General features: G+C 42.3%; 15 protein-coding genes. 12 read left to right on the forward strand and 3 right to left on the reverse strand.

The annotated features are described in order from the left end of the window. Nucleotides 1-227: 227 nt before the first annotated feature. The 3 genes from GVN16_RS19320 (at nt 228) to GVN16_RS19330 (ending at nt 3,029) form a co-directional block, all read left to right on the forward strand. Nucleotides 228-1,547 (forward strand): alpha-L-fucosidase, encoded by a 1,320-nt coding sequence (locus GVN16_RS19320; protein ID WP_166565576.1) that lies wholly within the window; start codon nt 228-230, stop codon nt 1,545-1,547. 1 nt (nt 1,548) lies between these two features. Next, nucleotides 1,549-2,652: an N-acetylglucosamine-6-phosphate deacetylase gene (nagA, locus tag GVN16_RS19325; RefSeq protein ID WP_166565577.1), complete on the forward strand. Its 1,104-nt coding sequence runs from the start codon at nt 1,549-1,551 to the stop codon at nt 2,650-2,652. A gap of 98 nt (nt 2,653-2,750) precedes the next feature. Further along, the gene (locus GVN16_RS19330) at nt 2,751-3,029 is read left to right on the forward strand and encodes a hypothetical protein (RefSeq protein ID WP_166565578.1); all 279 of its coding nucleotides are present in this window, start codon (nt 2,751-2,753) and stop codon (nt 3,027-3,029) included. A 59-nt stretch (nt 3,030-3,088) separates the two neighbouring features. Here GVN16_RS19330 and ald read toward each other — a convergent pair whose 3' ends face one another. Continuing rightward, nucleotides 3,089-4,204 carry an alanine dehydrogenase gene (gene ald, locus GVN16_RS19335; RefSeq protein WP_166565579.1) on the reverse strand — a complete coding sequence of 372 codons (1,116 nt, stop codon included), beginning with the start codon at nt 4,202-4,204 and terminating at the stop codon, nt 3,089-3,091. 200 nt (nt 4,205-4,404) lie between these two features. On the opposite strand from ald, the gene GVN16_RS19340 reads away from it, so the two are divergent. The 7 genes from GVN16_RS19340 (at nt 4,405) to GVN16_RS19370 (ending at nt 10,037) form a co-directional block, all read left to right on the forward strand. Beyond that, nucleotides 4,405-4,863 (forward strand): Lrp/AsnC family transcriptional regulator, encoded by a 459-nt coding sequence (locus GVN16_RS19340; protein ID WP_166565580.1) that lies wholly within the window; start codon nt 4,405-4,407, stop codon nt 4,861-4,863. A gap of 141 nt (nt 4,864-5,004) precedes the next feature. After that, complete coding sequence (locus GVN16_RS19345; RefSeq protein ID WP_166565581.1) at nt 5,005-5,754, forward strand: DUF3800 domain-containing protein; 750 nt, start codon at nt 5,005-5,007, stop codon at nt 5,752-5,754. Between the two features lie 212 nt (nt 5,755-5,966). Next, entirely contained in the window at nt 5,967-6,479 is a 513-nt protein-coding gene (locus tag GVN16_RS19350) for an RNA polymerase sigma factor (protein ID WP_166565582.1), read from the forward strand. Then, the gene (locus GVN16_RS19355) at nt 6,476-7,036 is read left to right on the forward strand and encodes a hypothetical protein (protein ID WP_166565583.1); all 561 of its coding nucleotides are present in this window, start codon (nt 6,476-6,478) and stop codon (nt 7,034-7,036) included. Before GVN16_RS19350 ends, GVN16_RS19355 begins: the two co-directional genes overlap by 4 nt. A gap of 2 nt (nt 7,037-7,038) precedes the next feature. Next, nucleotides 7,039-7,902 carry a DUF4097 family beta strand repeat-containing protein gene (locus GVN16_RS19360; RefSeq protein WP_166565584.1) on the forward strand — a complete coding sequence of 288 codons (864 nt, stop codon included), beginning with the start codon at nt 7,039-7,041 and terminating at the stop codon, nt 7,900-7,902. A gap of 2 nt (nt 7,903-7,904) precedes the next feature. Next, nucleotides 7,905-9,215 carry a hypothetical protein gene (locus tag GVN16_RS19365; protein WP_166565585.1) on the forward strand — a complete coding sequence of 437 codons (1,311 nt, stop codon included), beginning with the start codon at nt 7,905-7,907 and terminating at the stop codon, nt 9,213-9,215. A gap of 24 nt (nt 9,216-9,239) precedes the next feature. Then, nucleotides 9,240-10,037 (forward strand): FkbM family methyltransferase, encoded by a 798-nt coding sequence (locus GVN16_RS19370; protein WP_166565586.1) that lies wholly within the window; start codon nt 9,240-9,242, stop codon nt 10,035-10,037. A gap of 137 nt (nt 10,038-10,174) precedes the next feature. Here the strand turns inward: GVN16_RS19370 and GVN16_RS19375 are convergent, their stop codons facing one another. Both GVN16_RS19375 and GVN16_RS19380 read right to left on the reverse strand, forming a co-directional pair. Next, nucleotides 10,175-12,628, reverse strand: coding sequence for a zinc-dependent metalloprotease (locus GVN16_RS19375; RefSeq protein WP_166565587.1), 2,454 nt, complete (start codon nt 12,626-12,628; stop codon nt 10,175-10,177). Nucleotides 12,629-12,663: 35 nt separating this feature from the next. Next, nucleotides 12,664-13,257: a DUF1684 domain-containing protein gene (locus GVN16_RS19380; protein ID WP_166565588.1), complete on the reverse strand. Its 594-nt coding sequence runs from the start codon at nt 13,255-13,257 to the stop codon at nt 12,664-12,666. 97 nt (nt 13,258-13,354) lie between these two features. On the opposite strand from GVN16_RS19380, the gene GVN16_RS19385 reads away from it, so the two are divergent. Both GVN16_RS19385 and GVN16_RS19390 read left to right on the forward strand, forming a co-directional pair. After that, entirely contained in the window at nt 13,355-13,945 is a 591-nt protein-coding gene (locus GVN16_RS19385; RefSeq protein ID WP_166565589.1) for a riboflavin synthase, read from the forward strand. A gap of 181 nt (nt 13,946-14,126) precedes the next feature. Continuing rightward, nucleotides 14,127-14,915: a PASTA domain-containing protein gene (locus tag GVN16_RS19390; RefSeq protein ID WP_166565590.1), complete on the forward strand. Its 789-nt coding sequence runs from the start codon at nt 14,127-14,129 to the stop codon at nt 14,913-14,915. Nucleotides 14,916-14,937 lie beyond the last annotated feature (22 nt).

A 14,937-nucleotide genomic window follows, 5' to 3' on the forward strand; every position in this document is an offset into this window, starting at 1 on the left:
ACTCTTTCGCAGAAATCCTCTACGAATAATTTCGTAACAAATATAATACGAATGATTTCGTAATTCCAAATTTTTATTACGAAAATTTTCGTAATGGCCGGATTATTTTTTATTCCGCCATCAAATCCCGGAAATTTCGGCTATTTTAATTCTTAATATTTTTTAGTTTTTAGGCCCCGAATCCATATTTTTCTATTTAATTTTGGCGAAAACTCAACCTGATTTATATGAAAAAAATATTTCTCCTTTTATTTGTCTGTGCTGCAGCTTTCGGACAATCCGGCTACACCCCCACCCCGGAAAACATCAAAGCCAGGGAGTGGTTTAAAGAAGCTAAATTTGGTTTGTTCATCCACTGGGGAGTGTCCAGCAGCCTAGGGCACGGCGAATGGGTGATGAACAACCGTAACATTAAAGTAGAAGATTATACCCGCCTGAAGAATGCTTTTTATCCGCATAGCTTCAATGCCAAAGCCTGGGTTGACATGGCCAAAGGAGCCGGGATGAAATACATCACCCTCATTTCAAGACACCATGATAGCTTCAGCAACTGGGACACGAAGCAATCCGATTGGAAAATCACCAATACGCCTTACCAGAAAGATATCGTCAAACAGCTTGCGGACGAATGTCACAAGCAGGGCATTAAACTGTTCCTTTACTATTCACTGCTCGACTGGTACAGATCAGACTACCAGTATGAAACCGGACGCACCGGCAAAGGCACAGGAAGAACACAGAAATCGGACTGGGAATCTTATGTCAGATTCATGAAAGCCCAGTTGACAGAACTATTGACCAATTACGGAGAAATCGCAGGAATCTGGTTTGACGGCCACTGGGACCAGCTTGACAACGATCATGACAAAGAAAGCGTTTCGAAAGTCAACTGGCACTATGATGAAATATACAGCCTGATCCATAAGCTGCAGCCACAGGCCCTGATCGGCAACAACCACCACCTGATGCCCATCGCCGGTGAAGACTTCCAGATGTTTGAAAAGGACCTTCCGGGAGCTAATTCTTCAGGGTTCGGCGGGCAAGGTGTTTCAGAACTTCCGCTTGAAACCTGCGAAACCATCAGCGGAGCATGGGGATACAATATCACAGACAGGAATTACAAGTCGACAAAAGAACTGCTTCAATATCTTATCAAAGCCTCGGGATTCGGAGCCAACTTCCTGCTTAACGTCGGCCCTATGCCTGACGGACAGATTCAACCTGAATTTACCGAACGCCTGGAAGCCATGGGTACCTGGCTGAAAAAATACGGAAGTACTATTTATGGCACTCAAAAAGGTTTTATGAGACCTACCAGCGACATAGCCGTCACCCAGAAAGGCAATAAGGTATTCCTGCACCTGCTTAATCAAAAACCGGATCTTGCTCTGACTATTCCATACAGTATTAAAACCGCCAAAACTTTTGACGGGCAAAAACCGGTAAAGTTTGAGAAATCAGGCATTAAAAACTACTATATTTTTGACCTTAAGGATGTTACCTTTAACGACACAGACACCATTATAGAACTGGAAATTAACCCTTGAAATGACAAAGAAAATCAATGCGGCCAAAGTCTATACCAACGGCCAGGTAAAAAATAACCAGGAAATTACGGTTTCCGAAGGTAAAATCGTCGCCATCAAAGCAGCCGAAAACGATGCGATATTCGATTACGCGAACCTTGCCCCGGGTTTGTTCGACACCCACATCAATGGTGGCGAAAGGTTGTATTTCACACAAAACCCCAATGAAGAATGTATCAGGGACATTGTAGAGTCTTCGCAAAAATGCGGCACCGGTTATGTCTTGCCCGCCCTGATTACCTCTTCGGCAGAAAACATATTCAAAGGTATTGAGGCGATTAAAAGCTATATGGCCAGATATCCTGACTCAGGACTGGCCGGAATGCACCTGGAAGGGCCTTTTCTGAACGTCAAAAAAAGAGGTGCCCATCTCGAAAAATACATTCAGAAGCCTGCCAATGACTTCATCGAAGAAATCATCAGACATGGAAAAGACGTCATCAGGATCATCACCATAGCCCCTGAGAACTTCACAGATGAACAGGTCAAAATATTACTTGACTCAGGGATCAATGTTTCGGCAGGGCATTCCAATGCGACCTTGAAAGAGGCCCAGCATGGATTTGATCTCGGGATAAAGCTCGTCACCCACCTTTACAATGCCATGTCGGCCTTCACGCATCGTGAACCGGGTCTCATCGGAGCCAGTCTTTCTGCTCAGGATGTCTATGCCCCCATCATCCTGGATGGTGTTCATTGCGACTTTGAAGCCGCCAGAATTGCTTATAAATGCAAAAAGGACAAGTTGTTCCTCATTTCAGATGCCCTGTTTGTCAACAAAAAAGTACAGTCATTCAAATGGGAGGAGTTTGATGCCTACCTGGGTGACAACCAATACAGGAACACCGACGGTAACCTGGCCGGGGCTACCATCTCACTGGCAGACGGCGTAGTCAATGCAGTCAGGGAATTGGGCGTGAGTATTAGCGAAGCCATAGAAATGGCAACCCTGAGACCTGCACAGGCCTTAAAAATGGACCATCTGATGGGCAAGGTAGAAGCGGGCTATCCGGCCCAGTTTACGGTATTCAATGATGATCTTTCTGAATTCAAATACATAAATTGATTTATTTTTCAGAATATTTTGAAAATACAATCCAGTCAAAATTTATATTTATTTCAAATAGTTCATTTATTATAAAATTTACTGATAAAATTAAACATATGATAAATTCAATAAAATCAGATAAAAACCTCAAGCTGGATCATCCGATATTGAAAGGCCTGCAGGCTGACTACTGGGGTGACTGGGAGGGAGCACATAACATAGCCCAGTCGAAAGAAGGGCATCCTGATTATGACCGGCTCCACGCCTACCTTCATCGCAAGGAAGGCGACGCTTTCAATGCCAGGTACTGGTATAGCCGCTGCAAACTACCTGTTCCGAAAGAGAGCCTGGAGGAGGAATGGGAGCAGCTGGTTCTGAAGTATGCACAAAAATAAAACCCCGACATAGGTCGGGGCTCTATAATATGTACAATATAACGTTTAGGGAAATATACTTAAACCAAAAAATCTTCAATCTCCTGCAATGGCAGCCCGAACGCATCGGCTACTCCTTTATAAACCACGGCTCCGTTGATCACGTTTAGCCCTCTTTTTAATTCTATATTATCATTACAGGCATTTTTCCATCCTTTGTTGGCCAGTTGTACCACATAAGGAAGTGTTGCATTGGTCAACGCCACAGTCGATGTGTAAGGCACAGCACCCGGCATATTCGCCACACAGTAATGCACCACATCATCAATCACAAAAGTAGGATCTTCATGCGTAGTCGGCCTGCAGGTTTCGATACATCCTCCCTGATCTACCGCCACGTCTACAATCACCGTACCCGGCTTCATGATCTTCAGCATTTCTCTTGTCACCAGGTTCGGGGCTTTGGTTCCCGGAATCAGCACCGCTCCGATAATAAGATCCGCCTCTTTAATGGCTTCTCTGATGTTATAGGCGTTTGACATAATGGTGGTCACGTTTGCCGGCATGATGTCAGACAAATACCTCAGACGAGGCAGACTTACATCCATGATCACAACCCTTGCTCCTAATCCCGCAGCCATTTTAGCGGCCTGGGTCCCTACAACACCCCCTCCGATGATCAGGACTTTACCAGCCGGAACACCCGGAACACCACCTAACAATACCCCTTTACCTTTCTGCGGCTTTTCCAGGTATTTAGCTCCTTCCTGGATGGCCATTCTGCCGGCTACTTCCGACATCGGCACTAATAAAGGAAGTGATTTATCATCCTTTTCCACTGTTTCGTAAGCCAGACAAACCGAACCATTTTCAAGCATGGCGTTGGTCAGGGGCTCAGAGGAAGCAAAGTGAAAGTAAGTGAACAGCAGCTGATCTTTCTTAATAAGTTTATATTCCGGTTCAACAGGTTCTTTAACCTTGACAATCATATCTGCAATCTCGTAAATCTCTTCAATGGTTGAAAGAATTACCGCTCCCGCCTCTATGTACTCAGCATCGTCAAATCCGCTGTTGAAACCGGCATTTTGCTGAATATAAACTTTATGATTGTGTTTAAGTAACTCTAAGACACCGGCAGGTGTCAGAGCTACCCGATTCTCGTTATTTTTTATTTCCTTTGGTACTCCAACGACCATATGTATTTTATTGAGAAGTGTAATTACGACCAGAGTCGTACTTAAAGTGTAATTGAGGCAACAAAGTTAGCCACAAGCGAATATTTTTATACTATTTTTAAATAAATAAGAAAAAAATAAAAGAAATATAAAAATTAACAAAAAATATTTCGTTTATTAGAAATGATATTCAATCAATAAAGATATTTTTTCTTATCACTATGAAGATAGACGAAACAGACAAAAAAATACTGGGACTTCTTCAGCAAAATGCCCAATACACGTATAAGGAAATTGCCCAGAAAATCAACTTATCACTCACTCCTGTTCACGACAGAATCAAAAGACTTGAAAATGAAGGAGTAATAGAGCGATACGTCACTCTGCTGAATAAAAAGAAGCTGGGCAAAAGTCTGACCGTCTATTGCCAGGTGACGCTGATCAGACAAACGAAAGAGGTATCTTCAGAATTCGACAAAGCCATATTGCTGCTCCCTGAAGTGATCGAATGCAATTTCGTATCCGGCAGTTTCGATTACCTCCTCAAACTCATCGTACCGGACATGGATGCCTACCACCAGTTTCACCAGCAGAAACTCTCCATCATAACCGGGGTATCCCTGATCAACAGCTTTTTTGTGATGTCGGAAGTGAAGAGTTCTTATGAGATTCCTTTGTAACTTAGTAAGTAGCCACCAATCTTTTTTATCCGCTAAAGACGATAGTCGCATCAATCAAACCCTCTTAACACAGCAAATTCCTTCAAAAGAATTTCATTATTTAAATCCGGCATTATATAATTGTGGTTTAAACACCACACAATGAAATATTATCTTTTCTTAGATGAAAGCGGTGATCATGGACTTGATCAGATAGACGAGGGATTCCCCGTTTTTGTTTTATCCGGGGTTCTGTTTTCTCATGAAAGTTACCTCAGTTTCAAGAAGGAATTCGATTCCTTAATTAAGAATTTCTGGAACGACAAGAAAGTCCTTCTGCATTCCAGAGAACTCCGGAGATGCGAAAAGGAGTTTTCGATTTTACTAAACCTTGAAACGAAAAATAAGTTTTATCAACAGCTGAATTCTCTTATCAGGGAGTCTGACTATACGATTATCTCTGCCGGGATCAACAAAAAGGCTTATATCAATGAATATGGAAGACTAGCCTCTGATCCCTATGAAATCGCTCTTTCTTTTGTGATAGAAAGGACAATATTCAAACTCGACAGTATCATGACAGATACTGATAAAAACCTGGAGATCATCATTGAAAAAAGAGGAAAACTGGAGGACAAGAAACTGGAAGCCCATTTTAATAAATTAATCGCTCATGGCACTGCCTACGTAAAAAGTTCGAGGTTACATTATTACAAGATGAGAATCCACTTCAGATCTAAACAGGATTATATAAAAGGCCTTCAGCTTTCTGACTTAATCGCATATCCGATAGCAAGATATATATTGGATCAGGACAGGGCTAATCCTGCATTCGACATTCTGAAATCAAAAATATACTCGAGCAGCTCAGGAAATTACTGGTACGGATTAAAAATATTCCCTAAAAAGTAAAAGAGTCAAAAGACATAATCCTTTGACCCTTTATACCGACCGAGGACACCCCAATCCGACACAAATATACAAATAATAAATCATCATTCAAAAATCAGTAACGAAAGCTATTTTTCTTAGCAAACAGATTATGAAAATATATAACTACAAATTCTGTAACTCATACAACCATTCCTTAACTTTTCTGCACTTTGTATAAAACCACCTGATAAATGAGCGAAACCGAACTGATAGACGGTTGCAGGAAACATGATCCGAAATTTCAGCGGCAACTATACGACCGCTACAAAAACGCTATGTACAGTCTCGCTTACAGATTAGTCGGAGATTTTGAAGATGCTCAGGATGTTTTGCAGGAGGCTTTTATTGAGGTTTTCAGAAATCTCGACAGTTTTAAAGGAGAATCAACCCTGGGGGCCTGGATAAAGACCATCCTGACCCGCAAAGCCATCAAAAAGTTCAGAAGCAGGATCCGGTTTGAAAAATATGAGGACCTCCCTGAAAACACCCTGATAGAATGGGAAACCGGCATGGATGTGGAGATGCTTGAAAAAGCATTGCTCAGCCTACCGGAGGGATTCAGGACCGTGCTGGTTTTGTATGAAATAGAAGGATACAAACATACTGAGATTGCTAGAATGCTCGAAATATCAGAGGGAACATCCAAATCACAGCTGTTTTACGCAAAGAAAAAATTAAAGGAGTTAATCGGGCAATTGAGATGAAAAAGAAAGACAACACAGACGCTCTCAAAAACCTTCCGGCACACACACCTCCGGAAACGGTTTGGCTGGCGATAGAAAAGACGATTTCAGAAGACCGGAATCTGAACAGGCAACTCAAAAAGTTAAAAGAATATACTCCGGAAGAAAACGCCTGGACGAGTATTGAATCCGGATTAAAAACCAAACGTTTTACGGTTTCGATTCTCTACAAATGGGCTATAGCTGCTTCAGTGGCCGTTTTCTTACTGGCGGGAGGATGGTTATTCAGCCTCAGAAATCAACAAAAGGGCAACCTGGAGGCTGTTATTGAAAATTATCACAGCGACACGGACGATGCCTTCAGTACACTGGAAGCCTTTTGTGTGAATCAGAACATCGTTTGCTCCGAACCCCGGTTTACTTCCCTGAAATCTGAGTATGAACGATTGAAAAAAGAAGAACTGGAAGTAAGGGAAAAAGCTGGAGAGTTTAAGTCGGAAACAGACCTGTTAAGAAAACTCAACGGCATAGAAGAGAAAAAAACGGACGTTTTAAATCAAATGGCTAACTTAATCTGATCATGAAAAGCATCTTTTGTTTTATGCTGTTTTTGCTGGGGATGACGGGCCTTCACGCACAAACCACCCTGCAGGTGGTCACTAAATCCATACAAAATAAAATAAATGCAGACGGATTGAAGAAATTCAGTCTCCTGGCCGAAGGGGCCGACATAGAGCTATCGGGCTGGAATGAAAAAGAAATTAAAATCACTATTCAGCTGATCACTAAAAACAGTTCAAAAGAAACTGCGGTAGAAGATCTCAAAGCCATGAAAGTGGTGCAGGAAAAAATCGGGAACACCTACTTCATCAGGAATTACCTCGCAATACAGAAAGGCGACAGTAAACCCACATCGAATTTTAAGGCAAAATATATCATTTATCTGCCCAAAGATTTATTGCTATCGGTCACCAACAGCTTCGGAGATATCAGAATCAAAGGCATTGATGCAAATATACAGCTCAACACTAAATTTTGTAAGACAGAAATTGCGGCGAGCCACAGCAGCCTTGACCTGGACATGTATTTCGGAGAAATGGATATTCAAAGCCAGCTCAGGGAAGTCAAAATAAAAGGCGATCATGCCAGGATCATCATGGGTGTTCATCCCGGCTCGCTGGAAGCCAGGCTTACTTCAGGGTATTTCTATTGTGAACCTGCGGCCAGCAACCAGTCTTTCCGGATCATCACAGACAAAGGAGAAGTGAAACTGAAACCACAAAACCTGGGTTCGTTTGGCTATATCGTTAGCTCAGAACACTCTGACCTGAATCTTCCGGAAAACTTCAAAGCAGATAAGAAAAAGAAGAATTACAATATCAATCCGGACAAAACCTCCAAGATCATTATCAACATCAATTACGGAATCCTTAACATACAATAATTATGAAAATATTACTTACTTTCCTCCTGTTTATACAACTCACAGCCACTGCCCAGGATTCCACCTCTATCAGTTTTAGCACAGAAGCAGTGCAAGAGTTCAAAAAGCAGAATCTGATGGATGAATATGACAGAGCGTTTGGAGGAAATCGCAGAGTAAATAACAGGATAAAAGTTGGTCTTGTGGATATAGCATATGAGAGATTTCCCGCAAATCTGCCTTATCTTTCAATTGAGCAAAAAATCGGCAAGAAATTTTCTGCGATGCTGGGCTCTATCATGGTCAACAGAAATCACACGGCATTTCCCATAGGTGATTTGTTCAAGAACGGATTTTCTGTAGAATTCTCTTATGATGCAAATCTGAGGTATTACTTCAAATCAAATGAAAAACTATCAGGAGATTACCTCAGCCTTGAATTCAAAGTACTTACCAGGGATTTCCTGAGTGATGGCCTTATTCAGCATCGAAACTACCGCTCCTACATCGGTCGACATCAGACCTCTGTCAATTTAGGAAAGCAATTCGGGTCCATTCTGGATATAGGGTTTCAGGCTGGCCTGAAAAATGTACTTAAAACAAAGGTTACAGAAGAGGGTTTTACCTATACACACAAAAAAGAAAACATTCAGTTTATTCCATTTATAGGTACTTATTCCAGGATTGGCATCGGAGCTAATTTCCCCCGCACAAAAAAAGGAAAAGCCGAAAGTTGTGATTTTTTAAACTGTTACAATGAGTTCAATAACCTTTTTAAGATCAATCTGTCCAATTCGCTTTACCTCGATCCGTATTATGGCACCGTAAAATTTGACCTGGCTTACGAAAAGAAACTTGGACCGCTACCATTATCATTGGAAGCAAATCTGGTTGCATCGGCTTTTTCAGAAAAAAAATTCAAAGCTACCGGCAATTACGAAGATTCCGAAGAATTCAAAGGTAAATTTTTCACTTTTTATCCTGAGGAAGAACGAAAAAACTACCTCCAGCTGACATCCTCTTTACACTTGAAATACTATTTTCTACAAAACAGATCCATTTTAAAAGGTAAATCTGTAAGTAATCTTTCTGGAGAGTATTTCGGTGCCTTTTATACTTACAAAATGGGTGGAGAAAACATTTATACAGACTACAGTCCTTACGAGAGATTTTTAAAGGATGCCTTAAAGTCTAAATCGGGGCTTATGCTGGGCATTCAGAAAAAGATTCTTAAAAATTATTTTTATGACTTCGGTCTGAAATATGACCTAACGAGTAAAGGCTCTGTGTTTTATAAACTCAGCCAGGAAATCAAGTTTGGTTACGCTTTTTGAAATAACCTCCAAACTTACACCATCATGTCAACCATAAAAAGATTCATCAAACAGAATACCCATAATCCTGTATTCAAAGCCCTGGCGGGCTTCGGAATCTCTATCAACAGACTGTATGAAAACCGGAATCATGACATCATGAGCAATGGAGAATGGACCGTACTGAAGAAAATAGCACAGATCCACCCCGCAGTAATTATCGACGGCGGAGCCAATAACGGGGAGTATTCCCTAGCGATTAACGACCTTGCTCCTGAATGTAAAGTGTACGCTTTTGAGCCTGTCGAAATCACTTATCAAAAACTTTTCAGTGTGATAAAAGACAGGCAGAATATTTACCCTGTCAACAAAGGACTTTATAAAGAGAATTGCGGAAAAGAAATCAACATCTATCCTTCTTATGCCCATTCATCCCTGTATGTGGTAAAGGGGGTCTCCTATATTGCTCAACAAAAAACGACCATACAGCTTGTCTCCGGGGATAGTTTTCTGACTGATCACAACATCGAAAAAGTCGATCTGCTCAAAATTGACATTGAAGGGGCTGAATATGATGCATTGCTCGGTTTTAAACAAAGTATCGCGTCCGGAAAAATAAAGGCTATCCAGTTTGAATACGGATACATCAACATCTCAACCCGGAAACTTCTGATTGATTTCTACGAATTCCTGGAGTCTCATGGCTACATCCTGGGTAAAATCTATCCCAAATCTGTAGAATTCAGAAAATACGAATTGATCCACGAAGACTTCATCGGGCCGAACTTCATCGCTGTCAGAAAATCAGAAAAAAACCTGATTAAACTCCTGCAAAAACCCTGAAACAAAAAAGGGAGAATGAAACCAATCCATTCTCCCTTTTACACTCAGAAAAATCATATAATCAAAAGAAAAGCCTGAAATGTGATTTCAGTTTCGCGGTCATTCTTTTTCCATTTTCCTTCGACCCTTTCTCCTTCTCAATTATAACAATCCAGTCCCAACCAATCATAGTCCTGATCAATCGGCTGGCCGTCAGGAGCTATGAAGAAGTTGTCCGGAGCGAATGTTCCGGGATTTTCTTCGAAGCGTTTGATCAGCAATAAAGTCTGGCTGCCAAAACCTTTGGAAGCAAATAAATTCAAAGTAGAAAGTCTCTTGATCTCTTCAATCGCATACATCGTATTGGCTTTTACCTCCACAGAAGCATTGGGCGTCTGATTCAGCTTTATCAGTTCCGACAGGTACATCATCGCGACAACCCTTCTGATCTGACCGTGGTAACTGTTGGAATAAACCGCTTTGTCTTTCCACAAAGCCGAAGTAAGTTTATCAAGCACCTCTGAGAAAGAAATCAGAGCCGTGTTGTATACCTGCTGACCGGATAACCTCGAAGCCCTCTCAGGATTCAGGATAAGACTCAAAGTCAGCTGGGCTGAAGCCTCAACAGGCCCCAGCGGATCAAAACTCAAGCCCGTATGACGTTTGAAAACCTCACGGGCATTGGCTCCGTATCTGAATGCCCTCGGCGGAATCAGCGTCAGCACCTTAGGCGGCACGGCCAGAAACTCCGGTCTGAGTGTTTTCATCAGAACATCCAGTGACCGTATCTGTTCTTCAGCATTAGCGGGCTGATAGATCACCTGCGGATCTCCTTTTACCGCAAAAGTATAATAAGCCCCGCCTAAAACCTTTGCTGCCGCCTGTGTTTGAAAACGGTGAAACATGTACATCGGCACCAACACTTCTTCCAGGTTAGCCATTGGGGTACCTGCCGGTATTTTCGATTCATTAAAATTAGCCAGGGCCACTTTCCTGATTTCCATCACCCTGCTCAGTTCACCCACCGGGTCAGAGCCATTGTCCCACAAGTGTGTTTGCGGGTGCACAGAGCCATCCGGACGGGCATCCTGGTCTGTCAAAAACACCAAACCTTTTCTGTGCATATTCTGCACTATCTTCTCCAGTTCTTCTTTTTCATTCGCTGAAGCAGGAAAATCCTGGTATCCCCATTGAATCGAAGTTTTGTCGTATTCTCCGATGCCCATACTGTAGGCATTCGACAAGTCTATTTTACCATCTTTAAGAGCTACCAAAGGGTGGGGATAATCCATCACCGAAGCTCTTCCGTGAATACTTGCGATATAATTATGAGGTAAACCCAAAGTATGACCGATTTCATGAGCTGACAATTGTTTCAGCCTATCCAGAGACATCTGAGTCAGTTCAGGCTGATCTTTCCCTGTGGAGAAATCCCCGGTAAGCCCCTGGGCAATCAGGTAATCCTGACGAACCCTCAGTGAGCCCAGTGTTACTTTTCCTTTCAGGATTTCACCGGTACGGGGATCGATGATACTGGCCCCGTAAGACCAGCCACGTGTACTCCTGTGTACCCACTGGACGAGGTTATACCGCACATCCATCGGATCTGCATCCGGAGGCAGCATTTTTACCTGGAAAGCGTTTTTGTACCCAGCCGCTTCAAAGGCCTGGTTCCACCAGGTAGCCCCTTCAAATAAAGCCGAGCGGATAGGCTCAGGCACCCCTGAATCCAGGTAATACACGATGGGTTCAACCGGCTCACTGACCATTGAATTCGGGTCTTTCTTACTTAATCTGTGTCTTGATACAAACTTTTTGACAATCGGCTGGTCTATAGAACTTGAATAATCATAAAACTCAATCCCTCCATACCCGATCCTCGGATCAAAAACCCTCGGTTTGAAACCTGCATCAGGTAATTTAACAAAAGAATGGTGCTGGTGCATGGTCACATGCTCAGGTGTCGGCACCACCGATCTCAGATATGGCCCGGGCTTGGTTCCGGTAAGGGTGATCACCGCCTGAAACTCTGTATTCTTAGGAAATGACTTACACATTTCGGCATAAATGCCCGATTTGCCCGCGTCAAAATTATAAGTCCCTTGTTTGGCACCTGCAATGTCATCAATCGCTCCCACAGCATCTCTGAGCAGGAAAGGAGTCAGATCAACCAGGAATTTACCATTGGACTGAGCCAGGATTTCAAAACCAAAATGGATGGATTTGGCAAATGATTCTTCAACGGCCTTTTTCTCTAAAGGATCATTGCTGATAGCCCTGTAATAGTAATTAGGCTCGAGAAGCATCAGTTTATTTCCCAGGCGTTCAAATTTCACCACATGCTCATTCCCCAAACGGCCTCTGTCAAGTCCGATGTCGTTAGAACCGATCCCCTGGGCAAGGCTTGTAAAATACAGGAACTCTTCGCCTGTTTTTTCTACTTCAAGGTAGACTTTACCCTTGTTTTCGTTCCAGTAGAAAGTAAAATAACCGGGCACTTTTTTAGCGTCTTTGATAATAGCATCATAATCCTGTGCGGAAACGCTGATCAATGTAAATACCTGCAAAAAAACAAAAAGGAGTAGTTTGCTGAAAGGTTTAAAATTTGTCATTCATTATATAAGTTTAGACGGTTGAGAAGCTATTCTTAGTGTTTGAAATCCTTTTCCCCGGCATTTACGGCCATAGGCATCAGATTTTCTCTAGGAGGTATCGGGCAGATGTACTTTTCATTGTAAGCACAGTAAAAATTATGAGCCTTGTTAAAGTCTATGGTTACTTTTCCGCCTAAAAGCTCTTTCTTGTTTATATTGATGTATCTGCCGCCACCATAAGTTTCGGTACCGTTAGACTGGTCCCGGAAAGGAAGCAACAAAGTTTCTCCTTCTTCAAACAAAAGAAGTTTTACCTCTTTTCCATCCTTGGTAAAGGTGGCTTCTCCGGCCATTTTGAGCTTTTGAGTGGTAGAGTCGGTCATCATCAGCTCAAACTCCTTACCATCTTTTACTTCTTTAAAGTCTGCCTCAATTTTCCATTGCTCTGCTGGCTCAAAAAAACTAAAATCAGGATCACTTTTCAGATTCCTCAGCGGGGAGTCCTCCATGGTCTGGAGATTGGATTGGTAACTTTCCCTGTCTTTCAAAGTGGCGGTGTTAAAATCCTCCTTTGTGTTAAGCGAGTAAAAGATACTGACGGCCAGGGCGATAAAAATAAAGGCGAGAATAAATTTGTTTTTGAACATGCTTGTCGATAAAAAGTACTTGCGAAAATAAAAATAAAACCCCGTAAAATTTGTATAAAATCAGATAAACTGTGTGATTTGCACAAAAAACAGATTTATGTTTACCGGAATCATCGAAGATTTGGCCAAAGTAACCGCCATGCATCATCAGCAAAGCAATATTACCTTCACTTTTGAAGCGAAAATAGGACAGGAACTTAAAATTGATCAGAGTGTCAGCCATAACGGCGTCTGCCTTACGGTAGAGTCTGTCAACGGCAACAGCTACACCGTAACAGCCATCGGCGAAACATTAAAAAAGACCAACCTGGGTGATTTAAAAAACGGGGACGTGGTCAACCTGGAGCGTTGTATGCCGGCAGGAGGGCGTTTTGACGGGCATATTGTGCAGGGGCATGTAGACCAGACCGGAATATGCACCGCCATCGAAGATCAGAACGGCAGCTGGCTCATCACTTTCGAACACGACACCCATCAGGGCAATATAACGGTAGAAAAAGGCTCGATTTGTGTCAACGGCGTAAGTCTCACAGTGGTGAATTCGACTGACAATACCTTTTCTGTAGCGATCATTCCTTATACCTGGGACCACACCGGTTTTCATACCCTTAAAGTAGGTTCGGTGGTCAATCTTGAGTTTGATATCCTGGGAAAATACATCCAGAAGATACTGGCGAAAAGAAACTAAATCATAATTTCTGTGACCACAAACAGGGGAAGGTGCTTCTGTTTCAGCGGTTTAACCGGACCATTTTGATTCTGATGGATAATTGGCATGGTTTGATACAATATATCTACCATTAAAATTGTTTTTTATTTCAAAATGGAATTACTTTGTTACTTCAGATCAAAAACGCTAGCAATATACAATGCCTAAATTCAGTACTAATTCTAAAACAGACATTCTGATTCACCTTGGGATTCTGGTAGCCACAGCCCTGATCCTCTTTTTTGCATTTTTCTTTTTGTATTTACCCTGGTCTACCAACCACGGCCAGTCTATTTCTGTGCCCAGCCTGAAAGGATTAAGTCTTGAAGAAGCCGAGGATTTGCTTGATAAAAACGATCTGGATTATGAAATAAGCGACAGTACTTTTGTTTCAGGTCTTAAGCCGATGAGTATCCTGTCCCACTATCCAAAAGCCAATGCCAACGTCAAAGAAGGCAGAAAAATATACCTGACTGTTGTTTCAGCACAAGCCCCGCTGGTAAAAGTACCCAACATCATCGGCCGTTCTACCTCAAGTGCTAAAAACCAGTTGCTGAGCTCGGGTCTGATTACCGATAAAGTAGAGCTCATCCCTGCGTTGGAAGAAAACACGGTTTTGAAGCTTAAAATAGGAGAAAGAGAGATCAATGTAGGAGAAGATATTCCGAAAGGATCAAAAGTAACCCTGGTAGTGGGTGACGGATACGGTAACCAGAGAATCGACGTCCCTAACCTGGTGGGCATGAATTATGACGAAGCTGACATCTATGCTTCCGGCCTGGGATTGCTGATCGGAAATGTCATTTATGACCCTACTTCCGACAAGCCTGCAGGTACGGTGATCCGTCAAAAACCGGAGTCTGGTGTGGAAAACAAAATAAAAGTCGGAGAATCTGTCAATATATGGGTCTCGGGCAGCGGCTCTGATGCCGGCGACGGTGGAAGATAATTTGAAACTTAATAAAATTTAT

The sequence above is a fragment of the Emticicia sp. CRIBPO genome, from assembly GCF_009905725.1.
Classification (GTDB): Bacteria; Bacteroidota; Bacteroidia; order Cytophagales; family Spirosomataceae; genus Leadbetterella.

Bases quoted from the DNA above. Each gene is read 5' to 3' on its own strand.
- GVN16_RS19380 (WP_166565588.1), bottom strand. From the start codon at position 13,257: ATGTTCAAAAACAAATTTATTCTCGCCTTTATTTTTATCGCCCTGGCC.
- GVN16_RS19345 (WP_166565581.1), top strand. From the start codon at position 5,005: ATGAAATATTATCTTTTCTTAGATGAAAGCGGTGATCATGGACTTGAT.
- GVN16_RS19355 (WP_166565583.1), top strand. From the start codon at position 6,476: ATGAAAAAGAAAGACAACACAGACGCTCTCAAAAACCTTCCGGCACAC.
- GVN16_RS19375 (WP_166565587.1), bottom strand. From the start codon at position 12,628: ATGACAAATTTTAAACCTTTCAGCAAACTACTCCTTTTTGTTTTTTTG.
- GVN16_RS19390 (WP_166565590.1), top strand. From the start codon at position 14,127: ATGCCTAAATTCAGTACTAATTCTAAAACAGACATTCTGATTCACCTT.
- GVN16_RS19385 (WP_166565589.1), top strand. From the start codon at position 13,355: ATGTTTACCGGAATCATCGAAGATTTGGCCAAAGTAACCGCCATGCAT.
- nagA (WP_166565577.1), top strand. From the start codon at position 1,549: ATGACAAAGAAAATCAATGCGGCCAAAGTCTATACCAACGGCCAGGTA.
- GVN16_RS19340 (WP_166565580.1), top strand. From the start codon at position 4,405: ATGAAGATAGACGAAACAGACAAAAAAATACTGGGACTTCTTCAGCAA.
- GVN16_RS19365 (WP_166565585.1), top strand. From the start codon at position 7,905: ATGAAAATATTACTTACTTTCCTCCTGTTTATACAACTCACAGCCACT.
- GVN16_RS19350 (WP_166565582.1), top strand. From the start codon at position 5,967: ATGAGCGAAACCGAACTGATAGACGGTTGCAGGAAACATGATCCGAAA.
- GVN16_RS19330 (WP_166565578.1), top strand. From the start codon at position 2,751: ATGATAAATTCAATAAAATCAGATAAAAACCTCAAGCTGGATCATCCG.
- GVN16_RS19320 (WP_166565576.1), top strand. From the start codon at position 228: ATGAAAAAAATATTTCTCCTTTTATTTGTCTGTGCTGCAGCTTTCGGA.
- ald (WP_166565579.1), bottom strand. From the start codon at position 4,204: ATGGTCGTTGGAGTACCAAAGGAAATAAAAAATAACGAGAATCGGGTA.
- GVN16_RS19360 (WP_166565584.1), top strand. From the start codon at position 7,039: ATGAAAAGCATCTTTTGTTTTATGCTGTTTTTGCTGGGGATGACGGGC.
- GVN16_RS19370 (WP_166565586.1), top strand. From the start codon at position 9,240: ATGTCAACCATAAAAAGATTCATCAAACAGAATACCCATAATCCTGTA.